The following is a 25741-nucleotide window of genomic DNA, read 5'->3' as shown; positions in this document are numbered from 1 at the left end:
TGATTTAGTTTAGGATAGTATATATTTTCGGATAAAAGCCAAAGAACAGCTTTTTTGGCTTTACAATCCTTAAAAATATGGTATGATTTAGTAGTATTCTCTCGTTCGGAGTACAATATCTAACAGAGATACTTGAAATTCATATGTGCAGGCAGGTGGAGTGGCCTGCTGCATTCAGGAGGACCAAAAATGGAAAAAGCAACTGACAATTTAAATGAAAAACCAGCAGTAACGAAGAATTTTATTGAACTGGCGATTGATAAGGATCTTGCAGAAGGCAAATATACCGAGATCTGCACAAGATTCCCACCGGAACCGAATGGTTATCTGCATATCGGCCATGCCAAATCCATCCTTTTGAACTATGGACTGGCTAAGAAGTATAACGGTAAGTTCCATCTTCGTTTTGATGATACGAACCCGACAAAAGAGAAGACAGAATTCGTACAGTCTATCATTGCCGATGTAGAATGGCTTGGCGCTGCCTATGACGGAGAAGTGCGTTTTGCATCCAACTATTTTGATCAGATGTATGAGGCAGCCGTAAAGCTGATCAAGAAAGGCAAGGCTTATGTCTGTGACCTGACCGCTGATCAGATTCGTGAATATCGCGGCACATTAAAGGAACCAGGCAAGAACAGCCCTTATCGTGACAGAAGTATTGAAGAGAATCTCCAGTTGTTTGAAGATATGAAAAACGGCAAGTATCCGGATGGATCCAAGGTATTAAGAGCGAAGATCGATATGTCTTCACCGAATATCAACATGCGTGATCCGATCCTTTACCGAGTTGCCAGAATGACTCACCACAATACGGGGGATAAATGGTGTATTTATCCGATGTATGACTTTGCACATCCGATTGAAGATGCCATTGAAGGTATTTCCCATTCTATCTGTACACTGGAATTCGAAGATCATCGTCCGCTTTACGACTGGGTTGTCCGCGAACTGGAATATCCGATGCCGCCGAGACAGATTGAATTTGCAAAGTTATATCTGACTAATGTCGTAACCGGCAAGCGTTATATCAAGAAGCTGGTTGATCAGGGTATTGTTGATGGTTGGGATGATCCTCGTCTTGTAACCATCGCAGCACTGAGAAGAAGAGGTTATACCCCTGAATCCATCAAGATGTTTATGGAGATGGTGGGTGTATCCAAGAGCAACAGCTCTGTTGACTATGCAATGCTTGACTACTGTATCCGTGAAGATCTGAAGATGAAGCGCCCTCGTATGATGGCTGTTCTTCATCCGCTGAAACTTGTGATCGACAACTATCCGGAAGGTCAGATTGAATACCTGGATGTACCGAATAATCAGGAGAACGAAGCGTTGGGTACAAGAAAAGTACCGTTCGGCCGAGAACTTTACATCGAACAGGATGATTTCATGGAAATACCACCTAAGAAGTATTTCCGTCTCTATCCTGGCAACGAAGTTCGTCTGATGAGTGCTTATTTTGTCACATGCACAGATGTTGTGAAGGATGAAGCAGGCAATGTGGTTGAAGTACACTGTACTTATGATCCAGCGACCAAGAGCGGTTCAGGCTTTACAGGACGCAAAGTCAAAGGAACAATCCACTGGGTAGCTAAAGAAACAGCTGTTAAGGCAGAAGTACGTCTCTATGAGAACCTTGTTGATGAGTCCAAAGGCAGTGTTTACAATGAAGACGGCAGCGTGAATATCAATCCGAATTCACTGACTGTTCTGAAAGACTGTTGTCTGGAGCCGAACTTTGAAGGTGCAGTGGGCGGAGACAGCTATCAGTTTGTCCGCAACGGTTTCTTCTGTATCGACAGTAAGGATTCCAAACCGGATGCCCTTGTTTTCAACCGCATCGTTTCTTTGAAGAGTTCATTTAAATTGAATAAATAAAATACGTGGAGTGTGCTCCAAGAATACTGAAAATGGATGTTGAACAAGCAATTCAACATCCATTTTATGCTATTTACGCGAGCAACGAGCCAAAGTCCGTGCTTGCACGAAACCTTGGCGTTGCTAAGCGCCAGTGGCGCTTGTTTAGCAACGACCGAAACGGAGTGTAGAGGCCGCGATAACTTGAGAAACTCGCGGAGCGTGTTTCTCATAGTTGGCAGAGCATACTCCTTTTGGCTGAATGCAAGTTCTTCTAATACAAAAGTTGTTCTTGGGTTTTTACTCAATTTAACAATTTAAAAATGAGAGATATAGTGAGTATTTAAGAGAAATAATGAGATAATATTATAATATCAGCACATAATCACCTCTGAATAAAGTTGCACATTTTTGAAAAATTAAATAATATATAACCATCGATTAGCACTCAAATCAGGTGAGTGCTAGCAAATGATAATGATGATTATATATCCATTAGAATATCAAGGAGGCATATTAATATGAAGTTAGTTCCATTGGGTGACAGAGTTGTATTAAAACAGTGTGAAGCAGAAGAGAAGACTAAATCCGGTATTATTTTAGCTGGTCAGGCTAAAGAGAAGCCGCAGGAAGCAGAAGTTATTGCTGTAGGACCTGGCGGTGTTGTCGATGGCAAGGAAGTTACAATGCAGGTAGCTGTAGGACAGAAGGTTATTTATTCTAAGTATGCCGGTACAGAAGTGAAGCTGGATGGCGAAGAATATATCATCGTAAGACAGAATGATATTCTTGCAGTTGTAGAATAATCATTTATTCAGACAGACTTATTCCTATATTTTTTAATTATAGATTTGGAGGTAATTACAATGGCTAAAGAGATTAAATATGGCGCAGAGGCTAGAAAAGCCCTGGAAGCAGGCGTGAATCAGCTTGCAGATACAGTTAGAGTGACACTTGGACCAAAAGGAAGAAACGTTGTCCTTGACAAATCTTTCGGTGCTCCTTTAATTACAAATGATGGTGTTACAATTGCCAAAGACATCGAACTTGAAGATCCTTTTGAAAACATGGGTGCTCAGATTGTCAAAGAAGTTGCTACAAAGACAAACGATGTAGCAGGTGATGGTACAACAACAGCAACTGTTCTTGCACAGGCTATGATCAATGAAGGTATGAAGAATCTGGCTGCAGGTGCTAACCCAATCATCCTGAGAAAAGGTATGCAGAAAGCAACAGAAGTTGCTGTAGACGCTATCAAAGAGATGAGCTCTACATTAACAGGCAAGGCTCAGATTGCAAGAGTTGCTGCTATTTCCGCCGGCGATGACAGTGTCGGTGAAATGGTTGCAGATGCTATGGAAAAGGTTACAAACAACGGTGTTATCACAATTGAAGAATCCAAGACAATGCATACAGAACTTGATCTGGTAGAAGGTATGCAGTTTGACAGAGGTTTCCTGTCCGCTTATATGTGTACAGATATGGACAAGATGGTTGCTGAACTTGACAACCCATACATCCTTATCACAGATAAGAAGATCTCCAACATTCAGGAAATTCTGCCTGTACTTGAACAGATTGTTCAGAACGGTGCGAAGTTACTCATCATTGCTGAAGATGTAGAAGGTGAAGCATTGACAACACTTGTACTGAACAGCTTAAGAGGTACATTCAAAGTTGTTGCTGTTAAGGCTCCTGGCTATGGTGACAGAAGAAAAGAAATGCTTCAGGATATCGCTATCCTGACAGGCGGTACAGTTATCTCTTCTGAAATCGGCTATGAATTAAAAGATACAACATTTGATATGCTTGGTCGTGCTAAATCCGTTAAGGTTACAAAAGAGAACACGATCATCGTTGATGGTGCAGGTGCTCCGGAAGCAATCAAAGCCAGAGTTGACCAGATTTCTGCTCAGGAAAAAGAAACAACTTCTGATTTTGATAGAGAGAAATTACAGGAAAGACTTGCTAAACTGTCTGGCGGCGTAGGTGTCGTTCGTGTAGGTGCTGCTACAGAAACAGAAATGAAAGAAAAGAAACTCCGTATGGAAGATGCTTTAGCTGCTACAAAGGCTGCTGTTGAAGAAGGTATCATCTGTGGTGGTGGTTCTGCTTATATCCATGCATCCAAGAAAGTTGCTGAATATGCTGCAACACTTGAAGGTGATGAGAAGACAGGTGCAGGCGTTGTTCTGAAAGCACTTGAAGCACCTCTGTTCCATATTTCTGCCAACGCAGGTCTTGAAGGTGCTGTTATCATCAACAAAGTTCGTGAAAGCGAAGTTGGTGTTGGTTTCGATGCACTGAACGAAAGATATGTCAACATGGTAGAAGCAGGTATCATTGACCCTGCAAAGGTTACAAGAAGTGCTCTGCAGAACGCAACAAGTGTTGCTTCTACACTTCTGACAACTGAATCTGTAGTTGCTGAAATTAAGAAAGACGTGCCAGCTCCAATGCCACAGGGCGGCGGAATGGGTATGATGTAATCACATAATACTTTCACAAAAGATGAGGGTTGTCGCAGACTGCGGCAGCCCTTTACTTGTTCCCGCAGTCTGTATCGTGTATAATAGATACGCAGGCATTCTGCACCTGAGCCCACAAGCCGGGCTTTGATCATAGAAGAAATACAAAGGAGAACAAGAATGTATAATGGTGCAAATGGAGATACGTTTTGTGAGGTGCTTGTCAGCCGCAGAAGAGGAACACCCGAAACAGTGAAAGCAGCACTGGCTATTATAGTTGGATTAGTTTTCTCAACGGTTATTATTCTGCTGGTACCGATGTTTTTTATTTTGCTTATTCCGGTATGGGCATTGGTGATATTTGTTGTCAGAATGCAGAAGCTGGAATATGAATACATCTTTACATCCGGAGATCTGGATATTGATGTACTGATCGGCAATTATAAACGAAAGACCCGAATGAGCCTTTCCATGGAGAATATAACACTGGTTGCCCCAGAGAATTCATATGAATTGGATGGATACAGGAGGAACCCAAATAGTCACCGTTATGATTTCAGTGCCAATAATGTCATGCAGACAAATTATGTCATTATCGGCAATTGGAATAATCAGCAGATTTACGTTAAATTCACACCCAATGAGCAGATTTTAGATGCAATGTTCAGAACATCTCCGAATAAAGTCAGACGTAGGTAGACAAATGTCAGTCCATGGCGGAAAAATAAATAGTATTAATAATACTAATAAAATAATGGTTGACATTTTTTTTACAGTTTGTTAAACTTTTTAAAAATTAAAGCAAGTCACTATCAATGACAACTTATGATCTGAACAGAATATAGGTTGTCAAACTTATATAACGAAAGAGAGGAATATGCAATGAGCAAAATTATCGGCGAAGGTATTACATTTGACGACGTTTTACTTGTACCAGCCTATTCTGAAGTCATTCCTAACCAGGTAGATATTTCTACATGGCTGACGAATACAATCAGATTAAATGTACCTCTGATGAGTGCAGGCATGGACACTGTTACAGAACACCGCATGGCCATCGCAATGGCAAGACAGGGTGGTATTGGTATTATTCACAAGAATATGTCTATTGAAGCCCAGGCGGAAGAAGTAGATAAGGTAAAGCGTTCTGAGAATGGCGTTATCACAGACCCATTTTATTTATCCCCTGAACATACACTGGCAGATGCAGATCGTCTGATGGCAAAGTTCAGAATTTCGGGTGTGCCGATTACAGAGGGCAAGAAGCTTGTTGGTATTCTGACCAATCGTGATCTTAAATTCGAAACAGACTACAGCAAAAAGATCAAAGAGTGTATGACAAGCGAAGGCTTAGTTACAGCCAAAGAAGGCGTGACACTTGAGGAAGCCAAGAAGATCCTCGGTCAGGCCCGCAAAGAGAAACTTCCGATTGTTGATGATAACTTCAACCTCAAGGGTCTGATCACAATCAAGGATATTGAGAAGCAGATCAAGTATCCGCTGTCTGCAAAGGATGCCCAGGGACGTCTGCTCTGCGGTGCAGGTGTTGGTGTTACAGCAGATATTCTTGACCGTGTAGATGCACTTGTTAAGGCCCATGTTGATGTTATCGTTATCGATACGGCACACGGCCACTCAGCCAATGTTCTTCGTACCGTTCATATGGTCAAGGATGCTTATCCGGATCTCCAGGTTATCGCAGGCAATGTTGCCACAGCAGAAGCAACAGAAGCACTGATCGAAGCTGGTGTCGACTGTGTCAAGGTTGGTATCGGACCTGGTTCTATCTGTACAACACGTGTTGTTGCCGGTATCGGTGTTCCTCAGATCTCAGCTGTTATGGATTGTTATGAAGCAGCCAAGAAACACAATATTCCGATTATCGCTGATGGCGGTATCAAGTATTCCGGTGATGTAACAAAAGCAATCGCAGCTGGTGCCAATGTCTGCATGATGGGCAGCATGTTCGCAGGTTGTGATGAAAGCCCGGGCAGCTTCGAATTGTATCAGGGAAGAAAATACAAAGTTTACCGAGGCATGGGTTCTATCGCTGCTATGGAAAACGGAAGCAAGGACAGATACTTCCAGTCAGATGCCAAGAAACTGGTTCCTGAAGGTGTTGAAGGCCGTGTTGCTTACAAAGGCTTCGTTGAAGACACTGTATTCCAGCTCCTTGGCGGTCTCCGTGCAGGTATGGGTTACTGCGGTGCAAGAACAATTGAAGAACTGAAAGAAAACGGACGTTTCGTGAAGATTTCTGCGGCAGCTTTGAAAGAAAGCCATCCGCATGATATTCACATTACAAAAGAGGCACCAAACTACAGTGTCGATGCTTAATCTGTAACTGTTCAGAGCCAAGCAAAATTTCAAACAATAAGTCGGCTGCTGCAGGATTGAAGAAGAATTTTCAATTTTGCAGCAGCTTTTTGCATATTTTTATCCAACAGCCGGATAATAAAAGGATGACCCTTGTTTACGATTAATAACAAAATGTGTTATAATAGATGGCACGAATGCGAAAATGATCAGGAGGCATAAAATGACAGACAAATTTACTCATATTCCGGCGGCCTATGAAATCGTCAGTCTGGAATATATAGATGAGATCAAATCCCAGGCAGCACTGCTCAGACACAGGAAAACCGGTGCAAGAATCGCTGTTCTGGCTAATGATGATGAAAATAAAACCTTCAATATTGGTTTCAGAACTCCTCCAAAGGACAGTACCGGCGTTGCCCATATTATGGAACACTCGGTTTTGTGCGGTTCAGAGAAGTTTCCTGCCAAGGACCCTTTTGTAGAATTGGCGAAGGGCTCTCTTAATACATTTTTGAATGCGATGACCTATCCGGACAAGACGGTTTATCCTATTGCCAGCTGCAATGATGCAGATTTTCAGAATTTGATGCATGTCTATTTGGATGCCGTTTTTCATCCGAATATTTATATTCATGATGAGATCTTCAGACAGGAAGGCTGGCATTATGAGTTAACAGACAAGGACGCACCCCTTATTTACAATGGTGTTGTCTATAATGAAATGAAGGGCGCTTTTTCAGCACCCGAACAGATTTTATATAGAAAGATCACCGATACACTGTTCCCGGACACCATCTATAGTGTCGAGTCCGGCGGTGATCCGGATGTCATCCCACAACTGACCTATGCGCAGTTTCTGGATTTCCACAGGAAGTATTATCATCCATCCAACAGCTACATTTACCTGTATGGCAATATGGACGTGGCAGAGAAACTGGCTTTTATTGATGAAGCATACCTATGCCAATTTGATAATACCCGGGTAGATTCCGCTATTGCAAAGCAGGCTCCATTTGCCCACACTTCTGTCACCCGTGGTGAATACCCGATCGGCAATGATGACAGAGAAGACAATGCCGCTTATATGGCATACAGCTGGGTCGTTGGTGACAGCCTTGATGCCAAGCTTTGCCTTGGGTTTCAGATTCTTGAATATGCACTGATGGAAGCTCCCGGAGCACCTTTGAAACAGGCGCTTTTAGACAAAGGCTTTGGGGAAGATATCTATGGTATGTTCGAGACAAGTCTGATACAGCCATATTTGTCCATTATCATCAAGAATATTAATGAAGAAGACAGAGATGAAATTGTTCAGGTGATCCAAACTGAATTAAAGAAGCTGGCAGATGGCGGGCTGAACCACAAGACACTTGAAGGCGCCTTGAATTATTATGAATTCAAGTCAAGAGAAGGTGATTTCGGCCGCTGGCCAAAGGGGCTGATGTACGGATTACAGTTAATGGACAGCTGGCTCTATGATGACAATAAGCCTTTTGTTCATCTGAAATTCCAGGCAGTTTATGATGAATTAAGAGAGGGCCTTTCCAAGGGATATTTTGAGGACTTGATCCGACACTATATGATTGATAATACCCACTGTTCTGTTTATCTGCTTTGCCCATCTAAGGGGCTCGCAGCAAGAAAAGAGCAGGCATTGGCTGATCAGCTGGCAGAATACAAGGCTTCCCTTTCAGAGGAAGAACTGGAGCAGCTCATTGCAGCCACCGAAGAATTGAAGCAATATCAGAGTGAACCATCGCCAAAAGAGATCCTTGAAATGATCCCACTGCTGACAATTGATGATATCCGCAAAGAGGCTGAACCTATCTACAATAAGGTGTTGTCGGAAGAAGGTATTGCTATTCTGCAGCACGAAATTGAAACTAATCGAATTGCTTATGTTGATCTGCTGTTTGATATTTCCCATATAGATGCGGAAGAGGTTCCTTATCTCGGCATATTGACAGAAGTTCTTGGCAATATGAACACAGATCACTATACCTATCAGGAACTGACAGATGAGGTGAATTTATATACCGGCGGTCTTCGGACAGCAGTGAACATTTACGGTCTTCAGGGCAGTGATACTTATAAGCCACGATTTGAAATGTCCGGCAAAGTCCTGTACAGCAAAGTGCCAAAGATGTTTGAATTATTTGAAGATATTTTACTTCATACCCATTTTGATGATGAGAAGCGTCTGAAAGAGATTCTAAACCAGCTGAAATCCCGTCTTGAAATGGGCTTTATGTCAAATGGTCATTCAACGGCTGTAAACAGAGCCATGTCTTATTTCAACCAGGGCAGCTGGTACAAAGAACTCGTAGAAGGCATTGCTTTCTATCAGTTCTTGTGTGCGATACTGAAAGATTATGACACCAGAAAAACAGAAATCATTCATAAATTGCAGACAATCGGTCAGAAGATTTTCAGAAAAGCATACCTTATGGCGGATATGACCGTTGATCATGAAGGCATGCAGATATGTACAAAGCCACTCGTATCTTTTGCCGGCAAGTTATACACTGCGCCGATGAGCGCTGTCGACTGTGCAGTCAAAACCATCGGCACATGCCCGAGACACAATGAAGCTTTTATCACATCCGGTATGGTACAGTATAATGCCTGTGTAGGCAATTTTGGGGGATCAGGTATGGCTTACAGCGGCAGTATGAATGTGCTGAAGAATGTGTTGGGCAATGAATACCTCTGGAATAATGTCAGAGTCAAAGGCGGTGCATACGGCTGTATGTGCGGTTTTGCGCCAAGTGGCAATGGTTATTTCACTTCTTACAGAGATCCGAATCTTGCAAAGACTTATGATATTTATGCGAACGCAGCCGACTATGTCCGGTCTCTGGCATTAGATGACAGAGAATTGACGAAGTATATCATCGGTGCCGTTGGTGCCATCGACCTGCCGATGACAGCTTCTATGAAGGGAAACCGTTCACTGGCAGCGTTTCTCGGGGAACGCAGTTTTGAACAGATACAGAAGAACAGAGATGAGCTTCTTGCAACAACTGTTGACGATCTGAGAGGCCTTTCAAAGGCTGTTGCGTCAGTCATTGAAGCCGGTCATATCTGCGTTGTAGGCAGTGAAAGCAAGATCACAGAAGAAAAGGACCGTTTTGAATACGTGGCACAGCTTACTCAATAGCATACCAAGTGATTCAAAAGCTTTAAGCAGTTCAATTTAGGAAACATAAGACATATAAAAATGTCTTGAGAATCAAACAGGGGAGAATTTATGAATCAACAATACAAATCCGGATTTGCAACACTGATCGGTCGTCCGAACGTTGGCAAATCCACATTAATGAACCATTTGATCGGACAGAAAATAGCCATCACATCCAATAAACCGCAGACAACAAGAAACCGCATTCAGACGGTTTACACAAGCGAAGAAGGCCAGATTGTTTTTGTGGATACACCGGGTATCCACAAAGCCAAGAATAAACTGGGCGAGTACATGGTAACAGTTGCAGAACGCACTTTAAGTGAAGTGGATGTCATTCTCTGGCTTGTTGAACCAACGACTTTTATCGGTGCCGGTGAACAGCATATTGCAGAACAGTTAAGAAAAACGAAAACACCGATTATTCTTGTTATCAATAAGATTGATACCGTAAAGAGAGAAGAAATCCTCAAAAGCATCGACGCATACAAAGATATCTGTGATTTTGCAGAAATCGTTCCATGTTCTGCACTTAAAGGGGACAATACAGAAGATTTAATCAAAGTCATCATGAAATATCTGCCGTATGGTCCGCAGTTCTACGATGAAGATACCGTTACGGATCAGCCGGAGAGACAGATTGTTGCAGAGTTGATCCGCGAAAAGGCCTTACGATCCCTGAATGAAGAAGTACCTCACGGCATCGCTGTTTCTATTGATCAGATGAAAGCACGCAACAGCAGGCTCATTGATATTGATGCCACCATTATCTGTGAACGTGATTCTCACAAAGGCATTATTATCGGCAAACAGGGCGCCATGCTTAAGAAAATCGGTTCTCAGGCCAGACCGGAAATCGAGGATATGCTTGGAAAGAAAGTCAACTTAAAACTCTGGGTCAAAGTTAAGAAAGACTGGAGAGACAGCGATTTTCTCATCAAGAACTTTGGTTACGATAAGAAAGAATACTAGGAAAGATGTGTCCAAATGGCTGAGTTGGTAAAAGTCACAGGTATGGTGATCTCAACGATGGCTGTGGGAGAATATGATAAAAGGGTTGTCATTCTGACAAAGGAACGGGGCAAGATTCACGGGTTTGCCCGAGGCGCCAAAAGGCCCGGCAATAGTCTGATGGCAGCTGCACAGCCTTTTGTATTCGGAGAATTTATGTTACTGGAAGGCCGCAGTGCTTATACAATCTCCAGTGTTAAAGTAATGAATTACTTCGAGGAATTTCGAAAAGACATGGATGCCACCTGTTATGGCTGCTATTTTCTTGAATTTGCTGATTATTATGGCCGTGAAAACGCAGATGATCTGGAAATGCTAAAGCTTCTCTATCAGACTGTGCGGGCGCTGTGCAAGAAAACCATTGCCTATCCTTTAATCCGGTGTATCTATGAATTGAAAATTATGGCTGTTAACGGAGAATGTCCGCAATGCTTTGAGTGTGCCTGCTGTCATACAACAGAAAATCTATCTGTTTTCAGTGCCCGTTATCGCGGACTGCTCTGCGAGAAATGCGCCGGACATGAGAAAATGACAACGATTTCTATAAGCCCGGCAGCCATTTATACCATGCAGTATATTATCAGTACACCTATTGAAACAATATATACATTTACGGTCTCCGATGATGTCCTTAATAATCTCAAGTCAATCATCGAACGTTATCGAAACCAATATATTGACAGGCGTTTTAAGTCTCTTGAAATATTGACGATGATGGAAGATGTGTAAAGTAAAAGAATTCTCAAAAAGGGATTGAAAAACTGGTATTTTAAGGATACAATGAATGAGACATACACAGACAGGAGGTCATATAATGAAGCATTGCATATTACCGGCTGTATTGCTGTGCATGACGCTTCTGGCCGGATGTACCGGAAGGAAAGTTGATTTGTCCAATGTGACAGAGTCGACGATCGGCGTAAATGGAGACGGTTCTGTCGAGGAAGTTGTAATCGAATCCTTTGACAAGGAGTATTATTCCTTGTCAGACTTGACAGCGTATGTCAACAAGCAGGTGGATGCATTCAATCAGGCCAATCCTCAGGAGCAGCCGAAGGATAAGAAATCGGATGATGAAGAAATTACAGCTGTTTCCGTTCATTATGTTGAGACGGACCCGGATGCAAAAACTGCGGCAATGGCACTTGGATATTTGAATATGGATATCTATGACGCTTTCAATGAGACGGATTTTGAATTTCTTTCAATGGAAGAAGCTGCTTCAGATGAACGTATTGCAGATATAGATGGTCTGGTTGAGGTGAAAAGCGGAGAGGAGACTACTTTTAAAGATCTGTCCGAGCATAAGCATCTTCATCTCATTTATACAGATAGTTCTGTGCGCATTCAGACCAACGGTAAGATTATGTACTACAGTAAAAATGTATCTCTGGTGGATGATCATACAGTTCAGACTTCGGATGATCCGTCAGTGATTCTCTTCAAGTGATCTTTCACTTGATAGCATAAATAAAATTGCGAGGTAAAGAACATGGAAAAAACAATGGAAAAAATCGTAGCACTTGCTAAAGCCCGCGGATTTGTTTATCCGGGCTCAGAAATTTACGGCGGACTTGCCAATACATGGGACTACGGTAACCTTGGCGTTGAATTAAAAAACAATGTAAAAAAAGCCTGGTGGAAGAAATTCATCCAGGAGAATCCATACAATGTGGGCGTTGACTGTGCCATTTTGATGAACCCTCAGACATGGGTTGCATCCGGCCATCTGGGCGGTTTCTCAGATCCGCTGATGGATTGTAAAGAATGTCATGAAAGATTCAGAGCAGACAAACTGATCGAAGATTTCTGTCAGGACAACGGTATTGAACTGGAAGGTTCCGTTGATGGCTGGTCTAACGAACAGATGGTCAACTTCATCGATGAGAAGAATATCTGCTGTCCAACCTGCGGCAAGCATAACTTCACAGATATCCGTCAGTTCAACCTGATGTTCAAGACATTCCAGGGTGTAACAGAAGATGCGAAGAATACCGTTTATTTGAGACCTGAAACTGCACAGGGTATCTTCGTTAATTTCAAGAATGTCCAGAGAACATCCCGTAAGAAGATTCCATTTGGCATCGGACAGATCGGTAAGTCTTTCAGAAATGAGATCACACCAGGCAATTTTACTTTCCGAACAAGAGAATTTGAACAGATGGAACTGGAATTCTTCTGTGAACCGGATACAGACCTTGAATGGTTCGCATACTGGAAAGAATTCTGTATTAACTGGCTTCAGACTCTGGGTATCAAACCGGATGAGATGAGAGTCAGAGACCACGAAGCTGAAGAGCTTTCCTTCTATTCCAAAGCAACTTCCGATATTGAATTCCTCTTCCCGTTCGGATGGGGCGAGTTATGGGGCATTGCAGACAGAACCAACTATGACCTTTCACGTCATATGGAAGTTTCCGGCGAAGATCTGACATACTTTGATGAAGGTAAGAAAGAGAAATACATCCCATTCGTCATTGAACCTTCTCTGGGTGCTGACCGTGTGGTACTTGCATTCCTCTGCGGCGCATACGATGAGGAGAATATCGGCACAGAAGAGAAACCGGATATGCGTACAGTTCTTCATTTCCATCCGGCACTGGCTCCTGTCAAGATTGGTGTACTCCCATTATCCAAGAAACTGGGTGAGAAAGCAGAAGCTGTCTATGCAGAACTTTCCAAGAACTGGAACTGCGAATATGACGACAGAGGCAATATCGGTAAGCGATACAGAAGACAGGATGAAATCGGCACACCATTCTGTGTTACTTATGATTTCGATTCCGAAGAAGATGGCTGCGTAACTGTTCGAGACAGAGATACTATGGAACAGGAACGTGTGAAGATTGAAGATCTGACAGCTTACTTCATGGAGAAATTGGCTTACTAAGATGATTTAAAAATACGACTGAAAAGGCATGTGAAAAATGATTTTTTACATGCCTTTTATGTTGTCTATAGTCGAAGAATTGAATAGGCTATTGATAATTGTGCAGTTTATTGGATGATGTATGCATATGCCGAATGATAACTGGCAAATATTTGTTAAATATTCACTATATAGCATTTGCTTTTTAAGAAAAAAGTGCTAAAATATAGATATTGGAACTTGTAGTATATATCATTTTGTAGTGTATTTTGCACATGAATTCAGATGGAAAATATATCAGCGCAGCAGACTTGAATTCTGCACCGGGATTTCATTGTGATTCTAGGTACACAAGCAATTAAGGGGGATTTATAATGCGCAAGTGGGTTTATATGTTTACAGAAGGTAATGCAAGTATGCGAGAACTGTTAGGTGGCAAGGGTGCCAACCTGGCGGAGATGACGAATCTCGGTTTACCTGTTCCGCAAGGTTTTACAATTACAACAGAAGCTTGTACACAGTACTATGAGGATGGACGATATATCAATCAGGAGATTCTTGACCAGATTATGGAAGCTATTGCAAAAATGGAAGAGGTTACCGGCAAGAAATTCGGTGATAAAGAGAATCCGCTCCTTGTATCCGTTCGTTCCGGTGCCAGAGCTTCCATGCCCGGCATGATGGACACAATCCTGAATCTCGGATTGAACGAGGAAGTCGTTCATGTCCTGGCGAAGAAGTCCGGCAATCCAAGATGGGCCTGGGATTGCTACAGACGATTTATCCAGATGTATTCCGATGTCGTTATGGAAGTGGGCAAGAAGTATTTTGAAGAACTCATTGACAAGATGAAGGCTGAAAAGGGCATCAAGCTGGATATCGACCTGACAGCAGATGATCTGCACGCACTGGCAGACCAGTTCAAAGCCGAATATAAAGAGAAAGTCGGCAAAGACTTCCCGGATGATCCGACAGATCAGCTGATTTATGCCATCAAAGCTGTTTTTCGTTCCTGGGACAACCCAAGAGCTAATGTTTACCGTATGGACAATGATATTCCATATTCATGGGGAACTGCTGTCAATGTACAGATGATGGCTTTCGGCAACATGGGAGAGACATCCGGTACAGGTGTTGCCTTTACCCGTGACCCGGCAACCGGTGAGAATCGTCTTATGGGTGAATTCCTTCTGAATGCCCAGGGTGAAGATGTTGTGGCCGGTGTCCGTACACCACAGAAGATTTCTCATCTGCAGGAGATTATGCCGGATGTTTATGACCAGTTTGTTGGTATCTGCCATAAACTTGAAGACCATTACAGAAATATGCAGGATATGGAATTTACTATTGAAAATGGTCATCTCTATATGCTGCAGACTCGTGACGGCAAACGTACCGCTCAGGCTGCACTTAAGATTGCCTGTGATTTAGTAGATGAAGGCATGATTTCCGAAAAAAGGGCAGTGGCCATGATTGACCCGCGTAACCTTGATACATTGCTTCATCCACAGTTTGACCAGGCCGCTTTAAAGAATGCCGTTCCAATCGGTAAAGCCCTTGGTGCTTCTCCTGGTGCTGCCTGCGGCAAGATTGTATTTTCGGCAGATGATGCCAAAGAATGGGCAGATCGGGGTGAAAAGGTTGTGCTTGTCCGTCTTGAGACATCCCCGGAGGATATCGAAGGCATGAAGGCAGCTCAGGGCATCCTGACTGTTCGCGGCGGTATGACATCCCATGCAGCGGTTGTGGCCCGTGGTATGGGTAAATGCTGTGTATCTGGATGCGGCGATATCGTCATGGATGAAGAGAATAAACGCTTTACCCTCGGTGGCAAAGAATATCACGAAGGTGATGCTATTTCCATAGATGGTTCAACAGGCAAGATTTATGCAGGTATTATTCCAACCGTTGATGCAACTATTGCCGGTGAATTCGAACGTATTATGAGTTGGGCGGACAAGTACCGCACTATGGGTGTTCGTACCAATGCAGATACACCTAGAGATGCCAGAAAAGCCCGTGAACTCGGTGCACAGGGTATCGGTCTTTGCCGTACCGAGCATATGTTCTTCGGCGAGGGCAGAATTGATGCTTTCCGTGAAATGATCTGTGCAGAGACGAAGGAAGAACGCGAAAAAGCGCTTGAGAAGATTCTGCCGTATCAGCAGGATGACTTTGAACAGATTTATGAGGCCATGGAAGGACTGCCGGTAACGATTCGTTTCCTTGACCCGCCATTGCATGAATTTGTTCCTACAGAGGAAGAGGATATTGAGAAATTAGCAAAAGCTCAAGGCAAGAGCATTGATCATATTAAAGGCATCATTCAGGGACTTCATGAATTCAACCCGATGATGGGACACCGCGGCTGCCGTTTAAGTGTCACCTATCCTGAGATTGCTGTCATGCAGACAAGAGCAGTTATTCGCGCCGCCATCAAAGTCCAGAAGGCACATCCTGAATGGACACTGGTGCCTGAGATTATGATTCCGCTGGTAGGCGAAATCAAGGAATTAAAATATGTCAAGAGAACTGTTGTAGAAACAGCGGATGCAGAAATTAAAGCATCTGGTATTGATCTGAAATATGAAGTTGGTACAATGATTGAAATTCCGAGAGCAGCACTGACAGCGGATGAGATTGCATCCGAGGCGGACTTCTTCAGTTTCGGTACCAACGATCTGACACAGATGACCTTCGGTTTCTCAAGAGATGATGCAGGCAAATTCCTGAACGCTTACTATGATGCCAAGATTTATGAGAGTGATCCATTTGCCAAGGTAGACCAGAAGGGTGTCGGCAAACTGATGAAGATGGCCATTGACCTTGGTCGTCCGGTTAATCCGAAACTGCATATCGGTGTCTGCGGCGAGCATGGCGGCGACCCGTCATCCGTGGAATTCTTCAATAAAATAGGTCTGGATTATGTGTCCTGTTCACCTTTCAGAGTGCCAATCGCAAGATTGGCAGCAGCCCAGGCAGCTATCGCAAATAGGTAGGAGTTCTCTTTCCTTTGAATTGCCGCTTAGTTTCGAGCAGGCAGCAGCCTATCGAAAGGCTAACGGACAGTATGTAAGGAAAAATCAGTGGAGAGATACCACTGTAAGGGTATTCATAGACCTTGATTAACAGTTAAATACGATAAGCGTATCATTAGAAATAGTGGTACGCTTATTTTTTGTCCCTTTTTGCAGATTTGTCCTTTCCCCTGCTTTCCAATATAATGAAGCTAAAGAAGTGGAGGTGCGCTTATGAGAGAGAAATTTAATCATCTGTATTTGGATAGCCACGAAAGAAAACTTTTGATACATAGCCTTGTAGAGTTAAAAAATCAGCTCATACAGCAAGGCAGATATACGGATTGTATTGACGAGCTTATTTTTAAGGTCATAAATGCACCGACCAAGAGAATGAAAATTGAATATGTCTAAGGCAAATTACGAAGCCGCTTATTCTTATTGATTTTAAGAGTAGGCGGCTTTTTTGCGTTCTCTGGTACTGTTTACATAGCTACCTTGACAAAGTGGCTAAATCTATGTGAAAGGAGGACGCATCTATGTCAAATTGCAAAGTAATTGCTCTGACTAACCAGAAAGGTGGCGTCGGAAAAACAACCACAGCGGTCAATCTGGGTGTAAGTCTGGTGCAGCAGGGTAAAAAAGTCCTGCTGATTGATGCCGATGCACAGGCAAATCTCACGATGGCTCTGGGCTATAACAGACCAGACGATATTCCCATAACGCTCTCTACTGTGATGCAGAACATCATAGACGATAAAACGCTTGATGCTTCACAGGGTATTATCCACCACAGCGAGGACGTTGACCTACTTCCGTCAAACATTGAGCTGTCGGGCTTTGAGGTAAGGCTAATCAATGCAATGAGCCGTGAGCGTGTGCTGAAAACCTATGTCAATGAGGTTAAAAAGAATTACGATTATGCGCTTATTGATTGTATGCCGAGCTTAGGCATGATAACCATCAATGCTCTGGCGGCGGCTGACAGCGTGATTATCCCGACACAGCCCCACTATCTCTCGGCTAAAGGTCTGGAGCTTTTGCTTCGCTCCGTATCAATGGTCAAGCGGCAAATCAACCCAAAGCTGCGGATAGACGGTATCTTAATGACTATGGTAATGCCCCGTATCAACATTTCTAAGGAAATTACGGCAACGGTCAAAAGTGCATACGGTAAGAAAATCAAGGTATTTGATACCGAGATACCTCATTCTATCCGTGCGGTGGAAGCTACCGCAGAGGGAAAAAGTATCTTTGCCTACGACAAAAGCGGCAAGGTTGCCGCAGCCTATGAGCAATTTGGAAAGGAGGTGGCAGAGATTGGCGAGAAGCAGAGAAACCAAAATCGAGCTGACCGCATACGATGACCTTTTTCAGACGGACGAAAGCCGTGAGGAAGCAAAGCTCTCTAAGATAAGGGATATTCCCATATCGGAGATTGACGAGTTTCCAGACCACCCGTTCAAGGTTTTAATGGACGAGGATATGGAACAGCTTGTCGAGAGTATCAAGCGAAACGGTGTAATGACCCCTGCGACAGTTCGCTTAAAAGAGAACGGACGGTATGAGCTTATCAGTGGTCACAGGCGAAAAAAGGCTTGTGAACTTGCGGGGCTTGAAACGCTGAAATGCGAGGTTAAAGAGCTTACCCGTGACGAAGCCATTATTGTTATGGTGGAAAGTAATCTCCAACGCTCTGTTATTCTACCGAGTGAAAAAGCCTTTGCGTATAAAATGCGGTTGGAAGCTATGAACAGGCAAGCAGGCAGACCGAGCAAAGATAATTTGACACCAATGGTGTCAGATTTAGATACTACTCGAACAAATGAGAAACTGGGTAAAGAGGTTGGAGAAAGCCGTGAGCAAATCCGCCGCTATATCCGTCTAACGGAGCTTGTTCCCGAAATCCTGCAAATGGTAGATGAAAGGCAGATTGCTTTTCGTCCTGCGGTTGAGGTTTCTTATCTGACCGAGGAACAGCAATACACCCTGCTTGAAGCAATGGAGTACAACGATGCTACCCCGTCATTGGCACAGGCTATCAAAATGAAGAAGTATAACCAAGACGGCAAGCTCACTTCCGAGGTTATCCAGTCCATTATGGAGGAAGAAAAGCCCAACCAGAAGGAAAAACCTGCTTTCCGTGACGAGAGGATAACCAAGCTCATTCCCAAGACTGTTCCCAGAGGGCAGGAAACGGATTTTGTTGTCAAGGCGTTAGAGTTTTATAACCGACACTTGCAGCGGAACAAGGCTCACGAGAGATAGCCACACATCGAGGGCGAGGTCTGCCCATTTGAGTGGATAGCCATTATTTTGGCTTCCCCCTCTCCACACCTCACCCCCTAACTACTGCCAGTAACTATCCGAGAAAAGAAATACTTTAGGCTGTCCATAACGGGCAGCTTTTTTCGGTCAGTAAGGCAAAATATTCAATCTAAATTACAGGAGGTAACTATGAAAATCCCTAAATTGTTCAAAAAGGCTGCGGCTTTTGTAATGGCTGCGGTCACGGCATTATCCATAATGCCTGCGACGGCGTTTGCTGCGGGTGACATCGGGACGATTTCCTTTTCCCACACCTATGACAGCAACGGTAATGCGATGAGGTACAATTCCAGTGCGAATATCGGCGGCTATACCGCAGGCGGAACGGGAAATTACAAGTACCGTATGTTTGTGGACGGAGAGAATGCGTTTTGTATTCAGCCGGGAGTACCGCTGAAAACAGGAAACACCTTGAAAAAGGCTTCCTCTGATACTTGGAACGCCCTTTCAGCCAATCAGAAAAAGGCGGTTGGGCTTGCCCTGCTCTATGGGTATCAGGGCAACCGAAATAATCTGTCGGGAAGTGATGATGAAAAATGGCTTGCCACGCAGACACTCGTTTGGGAGTTTGTCACAGGCTGCCGTGAAGCCACAGGCTCATATAACCAGACAAGCACTACCGTTTACAGCCTGCACTTCGGTTCAAATTATGCCAACAGCGGAGCAAGGGCAGTGTATGACCAGATTGTTGCAATGCTGCGTGAGCATAACACCATTCCGAGCTTTATGTCGGGCGGTAAGAATGACATCACAAAGGAGCTTGCCTACAAGGACGGAAAGTACAGCACCACATTGACGGACAGCAACGGCGTCCTTTCCGATTACAGCTTTTCAAGCTCTGACAGCAATGTGAGTGTATCGAAGTCTGGAAATAAGCTGACAATCAGCTCCACCGTAGCTATCAGCGGTTCTGTCCGCATTACGGCAAAGAGGAACAATGTGCCGACTGTCAGCAGCAGTGCAAAGCTCATTGCCTATGGCGACCCGAACTTGCAGGATTTGGTAACAGGTGTGGAGAATGCTGATACCGTGTCTGCATATATCAATATCGAAACGCCGACAGGCACGATTGCCCTCAAAAAGACTTCTGAGGACGGAGTTGTGGAGGGCATCTCTTTTACAATCAAAGGTGATAACTTCAATAAAACAGTTAAGACAGGAAAGGACGGCTCTGTCTCCGTGGAGGGATTATTCCCTGGCACTTATACGGTCACAGAACAGTCTATTGACCGTTATGAGCCGCAAAAAACCCAGACCGTCACACTTATCGGAGGAAAAACCTCTACTGTGACCTTCAGCAATACTTTGAAGCGTGGCAGTCTGGAAATCGTCAAGACTTCCGAGGACAATCTGGTGGAGGGAATGAAATTCCACCTTTATGGCACATCTTTAAGCGGCTTGCCTGTTGACGAGTATGCCGTGACTGATAAAAACGGACTGGCTAAGTTTGAAAATGTCCTTATCAGTGGCGATACCCCGTATGTGGTTGAGGAAGTGGATACCGCAGTCCGCTATGTCGTTCCTGCTTCCCAGACAGCTCCGATTGAATGGAACAAGGTCACAAAACGCAGCTTCGACAATGTGTTGAAGAAATTCCAAGTGACTGTGACAAAGACCGATGCAGAAACAGGTTCTCCGCAGGGCGACGCTTCCCTTGCAGGTGCGGTTTACGGCATCTATAAGGGTGAGGAACTGATTGACACCTACACGACTGATGAAAACGGTCAGTTTACGACCAAGTATTATATCTGTGACAATGATTGGACTGTCCGTGAAATCAGCCCGTCCGAGGGGTATCTTCTGGATACCGCAATCCACAAGGTAGGTGCAGAACCAGAGCTATACACGGTAGAGCTGAACAGTACCGCAAACGATGTGAATGAACAGGTCATCAAAGGCAATATCGCAATCATCAAGCATACGGACAACGGAGAAACCCAGATTGAAACACCTGAAGAAGGTGCGGTATTTGAAGTGTTCCTCAAATCCGCAGACAGCTATGAAAATGCAAAGGAAACCGAGCGTGATGTGCTGACCTGTGACGAGAACGGCTTTGCCCAGACAAAGGATATGCCGTATGGCATTTATACCGTCCGTCAGACCTCTGGTTGGGAGGGGCGTGAGCTGATGAAAGACTTTGATGTGTTTATCAGCAAGGACGGTCAGACCTACCGCTACCTTATCAACAACGCTAACTTTGAGAGCTATATCAAAATCGTAAAGAAAGATGTGGAAACAGGCAATACAATCCCGTATGCAGGTGCAGGCTTCCAGATTTACGACCCGAATGGAAATCTTGTGACTATGACTTTCACTTATCCCGAAGTGACGACCATTGACACCTTCTATACTACGGCAGACGGCGACCTTATCACACCGCAGACATTGGAATACGGCAAAGGCTATTCCCTTGTGGAAGTACAAGCCCCGTATGGGTATGTCTTAAATTCCGAGCCTGTTTATTTTGATGTGGTGCAGGAAAATTCCGAGGAAGAAAGCGGCATTACCGTTATTGAGGTAGTACGTTCCAATATGGCACAGAAAGGCACAATTACCGTAGAAAAGTCTGGCGAGGTATTCAGCTCCGTTGCAGGCGATAAGGGATTGTATCAGCCGATTTTCTCTGTCAGCGGTCTTGAGGGTGCAGTCTATGAGATTACCGCAGCCGAGGATATTGTCACTCTGGACGGAACGGTCAGAGCAAACAAGGGCGAGGTTGTGGACACCGTTACAACAGGAAAGGACGGTACAGCAAAATCCAAAGAACTGTATCTTGGAAAATATGCGGTTAAGGAAATCACAGCTCCGTATGGAATGGTGCTGAATGAGGAAGTCCATTTTGTTGAGCTTGTATATGCAGGACAGAATGTTGATGTAACGGAAACGGCTACTTCTTTCTATAATGAAAGACAGCGTGTTGAAATAGACCTCATCAAGAGCCTTGCCATTGATGAAGCCTACGGCATTGGCAAGAATGGAGAAATCTTTGATGTGACCTTTGGCTTGTATGCGGCGGAGGAACTCACAGCCGCAGATGGAAAGACCATTCCTGCGGACGGTCTGATTGAGGTCATTTCCCTTGATGAAAGCGGTCACGGGAAAGCAATCAGCGACCTGCCGATGGGCAGCTATTATGTGCAGGAAATCTCGACCAACTCCGCATATATTGTCAGCGATGCAAAATACCCTGTTACTTTTGAATACGCAGGACAGGATACCGAAACTGTCCGCATTACAGCCAACGAGGGCGAAGCTATCACAAATGACATTATTTACGGCTCTGTAAGCGGTAAGAAATCTGATGAGGACGGAAAAACTCTGGGCGGTGCAGTTATCGGTATCTTCAAGACAGGAACTACCGAGTTTACAAAGGAAAATGCGATTGCCGCTACCACATCAAAAGATGATGGTAGTTTTTCTTTTGCCAAAGTGCCGTATGGAACTTGGATAATCCGTGAAATCGAAAGCCCGAAGGGATATGTACTCTCTGAGGAAGAAATCGCCGTGACTATCGGCAAGGTGGACGAAGTTGTGGAAATCGAACTGGTCAACTACTTCATTAAGGGCAATATCGCTTTGACAAAGGTTGATGAGGATTATCCCGACAACAAGCTGTCTGGTGCGGTATTTGAGGTTTACTCCGATACCAATGGCGATGAGAAACTGGATAAAGACGATACGCTGCTTGGCGAAATGAAAGAACTTGACGGCGGCGTTTACCAGATGAGTGAACTCCGCTACGGCAAATATCTGGTAAAGGAAACCAAAGCTCCGAAAGGCTTTGTGCTTGATGAAGATGTTTATGCTGTATCCATCGAGGAGAACGGCAAGACCTACACCGTGGAAAACGAGGCGGGTGTTGGCTTTATCAACGCAGCACAGAAAGGCTCTCTTAAAATCGTAAAGACTTCCTCTGACGGTAAGGTGGAGGGCTTCTCTTTCCGTGTGACAGGCGTGAACTATGACAAGACCTTTAAGACAGAGAAGAACGGAGAAATCGTGATTGAGGGCTTGCGGATTGGCGACTATACCGTATCCGAAGTAAGCGACAAGGCTTCCGCAGGATATATCCTTCCTGCCGATAAACAGGTAACGGTCAAGGTGGACGCTACGGCTATCGTGCAGATGCACAATGAGTTCAGGGATACCCCGAAAACAGGCGATGACTTCAATCTGGGCTTATGGGTAAGCCTTGCAGCGTTGTCTGTTGTTGGTGCGGGCGTTCTCGGATTTGTCGGCTATAAGAACAGAAAGAAGAAAAAGGAGGACTAATTGATGGACGCTAAAACCATTATCGCAATCGTGCTTGTCGTGTTCATTGTGGGTGCGGCGGTATGGCTGAATATCCGTAACAGAAAGAATAAGTAAGTGGTTTGGGCGGCTGAAAGATGCCGCCCTTTCCTTTATGGAGGTAACAATGAGAAACCTTAAAACTATTGAAAAGAAAGTCAGGGCTGTTCTGGAAAAGAATGAAGATGCCAGAAATGACGATATGGTGCTGTATCTTGCACTTTGTAATGCCTGTCTGAAGGATGCAGGGGCAATGCCGCTTGCGGAGATAATGACGCAGCACAAATATCTCGGTCTGCCGAGCTTTGAGAGCGTCAGCAGGACACGCCGCAAGCTGCAGGCACGGTATCCAGAGCTTGCAGGGAGCCGCCCTGTTCAGAAAATGAGAGCCACGGGCGAGAAAGCTTATCGGCGTTATGCCAAAGAATAGAGAGGTGCTTATGGACGAAGAAAAACGCTCTAATCAGAACTATGAAATCATCGAGAGCTGTACTATCGGGAGTACAGAGCTTGTCATCGGTCACAATCCCAACGCACCCAATCCTTATGTGTGTTGGTACTGCAAGGGCGGCTCAAATTATTTCTGGGGTTATTACACGAATGAGCTTGATGCTGCACGGCAAAAGCTGAATGAACGATACCAGTCAGAGTGCCGTATGCCCTATAATCAGCCTGCCCAGAAGCAGAAAAACGGTGATGACCGTGAGCGATAAAATAAAATATGACTGCACGACCTGTCCTTATCCCCGATATAAGGACGGGTCAGTTATTTTCTGCGATGTCTGTATCCGCAAGATTTTAGACGAGCAGAAAGAGAAAAAGGAAAGAAAGGAGCAGCCGAATGAGTAAAGAAAAAAGAATGCTCGGTAATTACGAGATTACCCAGAGCATCTATATCGGAGATAAAGAGGTCGTGTTCGGTGTTGATACAAAAGACCTTCATCCCTTTATGGTATGCTATTGCGACTACCACAATCCTCTGTCAGCAGCGTGGCCGACAGAGGGTGTTGCTTCGGACGATTATCTGGAAGCAATGCAGATTTTTGTTGACCGAGTACAGTCACAGATTGACCGCACCAAAGAGGAATTATCCAAATTCCCCTTTGATAAGACCGTGTTTACAAAAGAGCATTGTATCCCCGATGACGGTATGCGTAACATTGTGGGTAAAGTGGTGGTTATCAATTCCGAGCCGAAGCGGTATGAATATCAACACCCCGCCTATCAGCTTGTATTGGCAGACGGTGGACACGGAGCAACAGGCGGCAGAGGTCAGGCGGTGTTCGGAACTTGTCTTGCCACAGGTGAAAGAGCCAGATGGGAAAGGTATGATGTGCTTGGCGAAATCAAGCCCGAATGTATGCCCGATTGGGCAAAGGAAGCCCTTGTGAAAATAAAGCAGCAGGAAAAAGAGAAAAAGCAACGAAATCGGGAGGAACGCTGATATGGATATACGACCTTTGACCCCGACAGAACAGAAATACACCTATGCCCAGAGTATGCAGCTTGAGGGGCAAACAGGTACTATCGGGCATCTGCGTGGTGACTTTGCCACGACGGGCTATGGCTTTTACACCACTTGGTTTGATACCAGACCACAATGGAAATCTGACGAATTTAAGGCAGACCTTGATACGGTCATCAATGCTTTACGGGAGGATAAAGGGCTTTTGCATAACCGCTATGATATGAGTGCGTTTGCAAGGCATTTTCCCGAAAGTGCTATCAAGGGTAACTATTGTACGGAGTACGGTTTCCGTGTGGATACGGAGAAACACGCTTTTCTGCTTCGGTGCAATCCCACCAAAGGCGACTATAATTTTTATTGCTATTGCTATGTGAAGGAATGGCTTGATAAGCATATCCAGAAAGCAGAACAAGGTATCCGATTTATTGACCCTCAATATAAAGAACTGTTCCGTATCCCAGACGGCGGAAAGGTCATTGTCACGACCTCTTGGGGAGAGAAACGGGAGTATCCCTGCCGCTTTATTGATGAATACCATACCGAAGTCGGCAGCAATCTGTACCACATCTGCGAGTTTGCCGAGCGTATGCAGAAAAACGGGGCGACCTATGAGCCGAAACCTGCGGAACAAACGCCGCAGAAAACACCGAAGCACAAGGATTTAGAACGATAAGGAGGATTTAGAATATGGCTGTTAATCAGAAAGCCGTCAAGGTCTTGAATAAGGTCTTGGAAGCAGGCTTTACCGATGAAAAAGCGATTGCCGCTATGACTATGGACGATATTCTTTCTATGCAGGGCATCACGGTTGCGGATATTACCCTCATCAATGACCTGCAAAAGAGCATTAAATCGAACAAGGTCATTTCTTTTCTTGGCGGTGGTGCGGAGTGAGCAAACAGGAATATTTGAAACAAAAACGATAAGGAG

At 44.3% G+C, this 25741-nt stretch carries 20 protein-coding genes; all 20 read left to right on the top strand.

The features are described from left to right. Positions 1-189: 189 nt before the first annotated feature. The 20 genes from NBH03_RS05255 to NBH03_RS05160 all read left to right on the top strand — a co-directional run bounded on the left by NBH03_RS05255 (position 190) and on the right by NBH03_RS05160 (position 25705). A complete protein-coding gene (locus tag NBH03_RS05255) occupies positions 190-1881 on the top strand; it encodes a glutamine--tRNA ligase/YqeY domain fusion protein (protein WP_250797871.1) in 1692 nt (563 codons plus the stop codon). 500 nt (positions 1882-2381) lie between these two features. After that, positions 2382-2666, top strand: a complete 285-nt coding sequence (gene groES, locus NBH03_RS05250; RefSeq protein WP_117526992.1) for a co-chaperone GroES — start codon at positions 2382-2384, stop codon at positions 2664-2666. Positions 2667-2726: 60 nt separating this feature from the next. After that, positions 2727-4349 carry a chaperonin GroEL gene (groL, locus tag NBH03_RS05245; RefSeq protein WP_015514325.1) on the top strand — a complete coding sequence of 541 codons (1623 nt, stop codon included), beginning with the start codon at positions 2727-2729 and terminating at the stop codon, positions 4347-4349. Positions 4350-4508: 159 nt separating this feature from the next. Further along, entirely contained in the window at positions 4509-5027 is a 519-nt protein-coding gene (locus NBH03_RS05240) for a DUF6106 family protein (RefSeq protein WP_250797868.1), read from the top strand. A 183-nt stretch (positions 5028-5210) separates the two neighbouring features. Continuing rightward, a complete protein-coding gene (gene guaB / locus NBH03_RS05235; RefSeq protein ID WP_015514323.1) occupies positions 5211-6665 on the top strand; it encodes an IMP dehydrogenase in 1455 nt (484 codons plus the stop codon). Between the two features lie 202 nt (positions 6666-6867). Further along, positions 6868-9807, top strand: coding sequence for an insulinase family protein (locus NBH03_RS05230; protein ID WP_227081200.1), 2940 nt, complete (start codon positions 6868-6870; stop codon positions 9805-9807). Between the two features lie 90 nt (positions 9808-9897). Continuing rightward, complete coding sequence (gene era / locus NBH03_RS05225) at positions 9898-10800, top strand: GTPase Era (RefSeq protein WP_015514321.1); 903 nt, start codon at positions 9898-9900, stop codon at positions 10798-10800. Positions 10801-10815: 15 nt separating this feature from the next. Next, complete coding sequence (gene recO / locus NBH03_RS05220; RefSeq protein WP_015514320.1) at positions 10816-11568, top strand: DNA repair protein RecO; 753 nt, start codon at positions 10816-10818, stop codon at positions 11566-11568. A gap of 85 nt (positions 11569-11653) precedes the next feature. Further along, positions 11654-12289, top strand: coding sequence for a hypothetical protein (locus tag NBH03_RS05215; protein ID WP_117540009.1), 636 nt, complete (start codon positions 11654-11656; stop codon positions 12287-12289). A gap of 42 nt (positions 12290-12331) precedes the next feature. Continuing rightward, entirely contained in the window at positions 12332-13729 is a 1398-nt protein-coding gene (locus NBH03_RS05210) for a glycine--tRNA ligase (protein WP_015514318.1), read from the top strand. A 353-nt stretch (positions 13730-14082) separates the two neighbouring features. Continuing rightward, positions 14083-16707: a pyruvate, phosphate dikinase gene (gene ppdK, locus NBH03_RS05205; protein ID WP_250797864.1), complete on the top strand. Its 2625-nt coding sequence runs from the start codon at positions 14083-14085 to the stop codon at positions 16705-16707. Between the two features lie 252 nt (positions 16708-16959). Continuing rightward, positions 16960-17139, top strand: coding sequence for a hypothetical protein (locus NBH03_RS05200; protein ID WP_006857231.1), 180 nt, complete (start codon positions 16960-16962; stop codon positions 17137-17139). Between the two features lie 125 nt (positions 17140-17264). Continuing rightward, complete coding sequence (locus NBH03_RS05195) at positions 17265-18092, top strand: ParA family protein (protein ID WP_250797856.1); 828 nt, start codon at positions 17265-17267, stop codon at positions 18090-18092. Then, positions 18046-18993, top strand: coding sequence for a ParB/RepB/Spo0J family partition protein (locus NBH03_RS05190; RefSeq protein WP_250797854.1), 948 nt, complete (start codon positions 18046-18048; stop codon positions 18991-18993). Before NBH03_RS05195 ends, NBH03_RS05190 begins: the two co-directional genes overlap by 47 nt. Before the next feature lie 189 nt (positions 18994-19182). Beyond that, positions 19183-23325 carry a SpaA isopeptide-forming pilin-related protein gene (locus NBH03_RS05185; protein ID WP_250797852.1) on the top strand — a complete coding sequence of 1381 codons (4143 nt, stop codon included), beginning with the start codon at positions 19183-19185 and terminating at the stop codon, positions 23323-23325. 145 nt (positions 23326-23470) lie between these two features. Further along, on the top strand, positions 23471-23773 hold the full coding sequence (locus tag NBH03_RS05180; protein ID WP_015522621.1) for a hypothetical protein: 303 nt from the start codon (positions 23471-23473) through the stop codon (positions 23771-23773). A gap of 10 nt (positions 23774-23783) precedes the next feature. Beyond that, entirely contained in the window at positions 23784-24056 is a 273-nt protein-coding gene (locus NBH03_RS05175) for a hypothetical protein (protein ID WP_029732141.1), read from the top strand. A gap of 128 nt (positions 24057-24184) precedes the next feature. Beyond that, positions 24185-24787, top strand: coding sequence for a hypothetical protein (locus NBH03_RS05170; RefSeq protein WP_250797848.1), 603 nt, complete (start codon positions 24185-24187; stop codon positions 24785-24787). A gap of 1 nt (position 24788) precedes the next feature. Then, positions 24789-25484, top strand: a complete 696-nt coding sequence (locus NBH03_RS05165) for a hypothetical protein (protein WP_250797843.1) — start codon at positions 24789-24791, stop codon at positions 25482-25484. 14 nt (positions 25485-25498) lie between these two features. After that, positions 25499-25705, top strand: a complete 207-nt coding sequence (locus NBH03_RS05160) for a hypothetical protein (protein ID WP_006857236.1) — start codon at positions 25499-25501, stop codon at positions 25703-25705. Positions 25706-25741: the final 36 nt, after the last annotated feature.

The sequence above is a fragment of the Coprococcus intestinalis genome (genome assembly GCF_023656595.1).
In the GTDB taxonomy this organism is placed as follows: domain Bacteria; phylum Bacillota; class Clostridia; order Lachnospirales; family Lachnospiraceae; genus Coprococcus_A; species Coprococcus_A intestinihominis.
The sequence above is the reverse complement of the archived record's forward strand: the minus strand, read 5'-3'. Positions and strand labels throughout refer to the sequence as shown.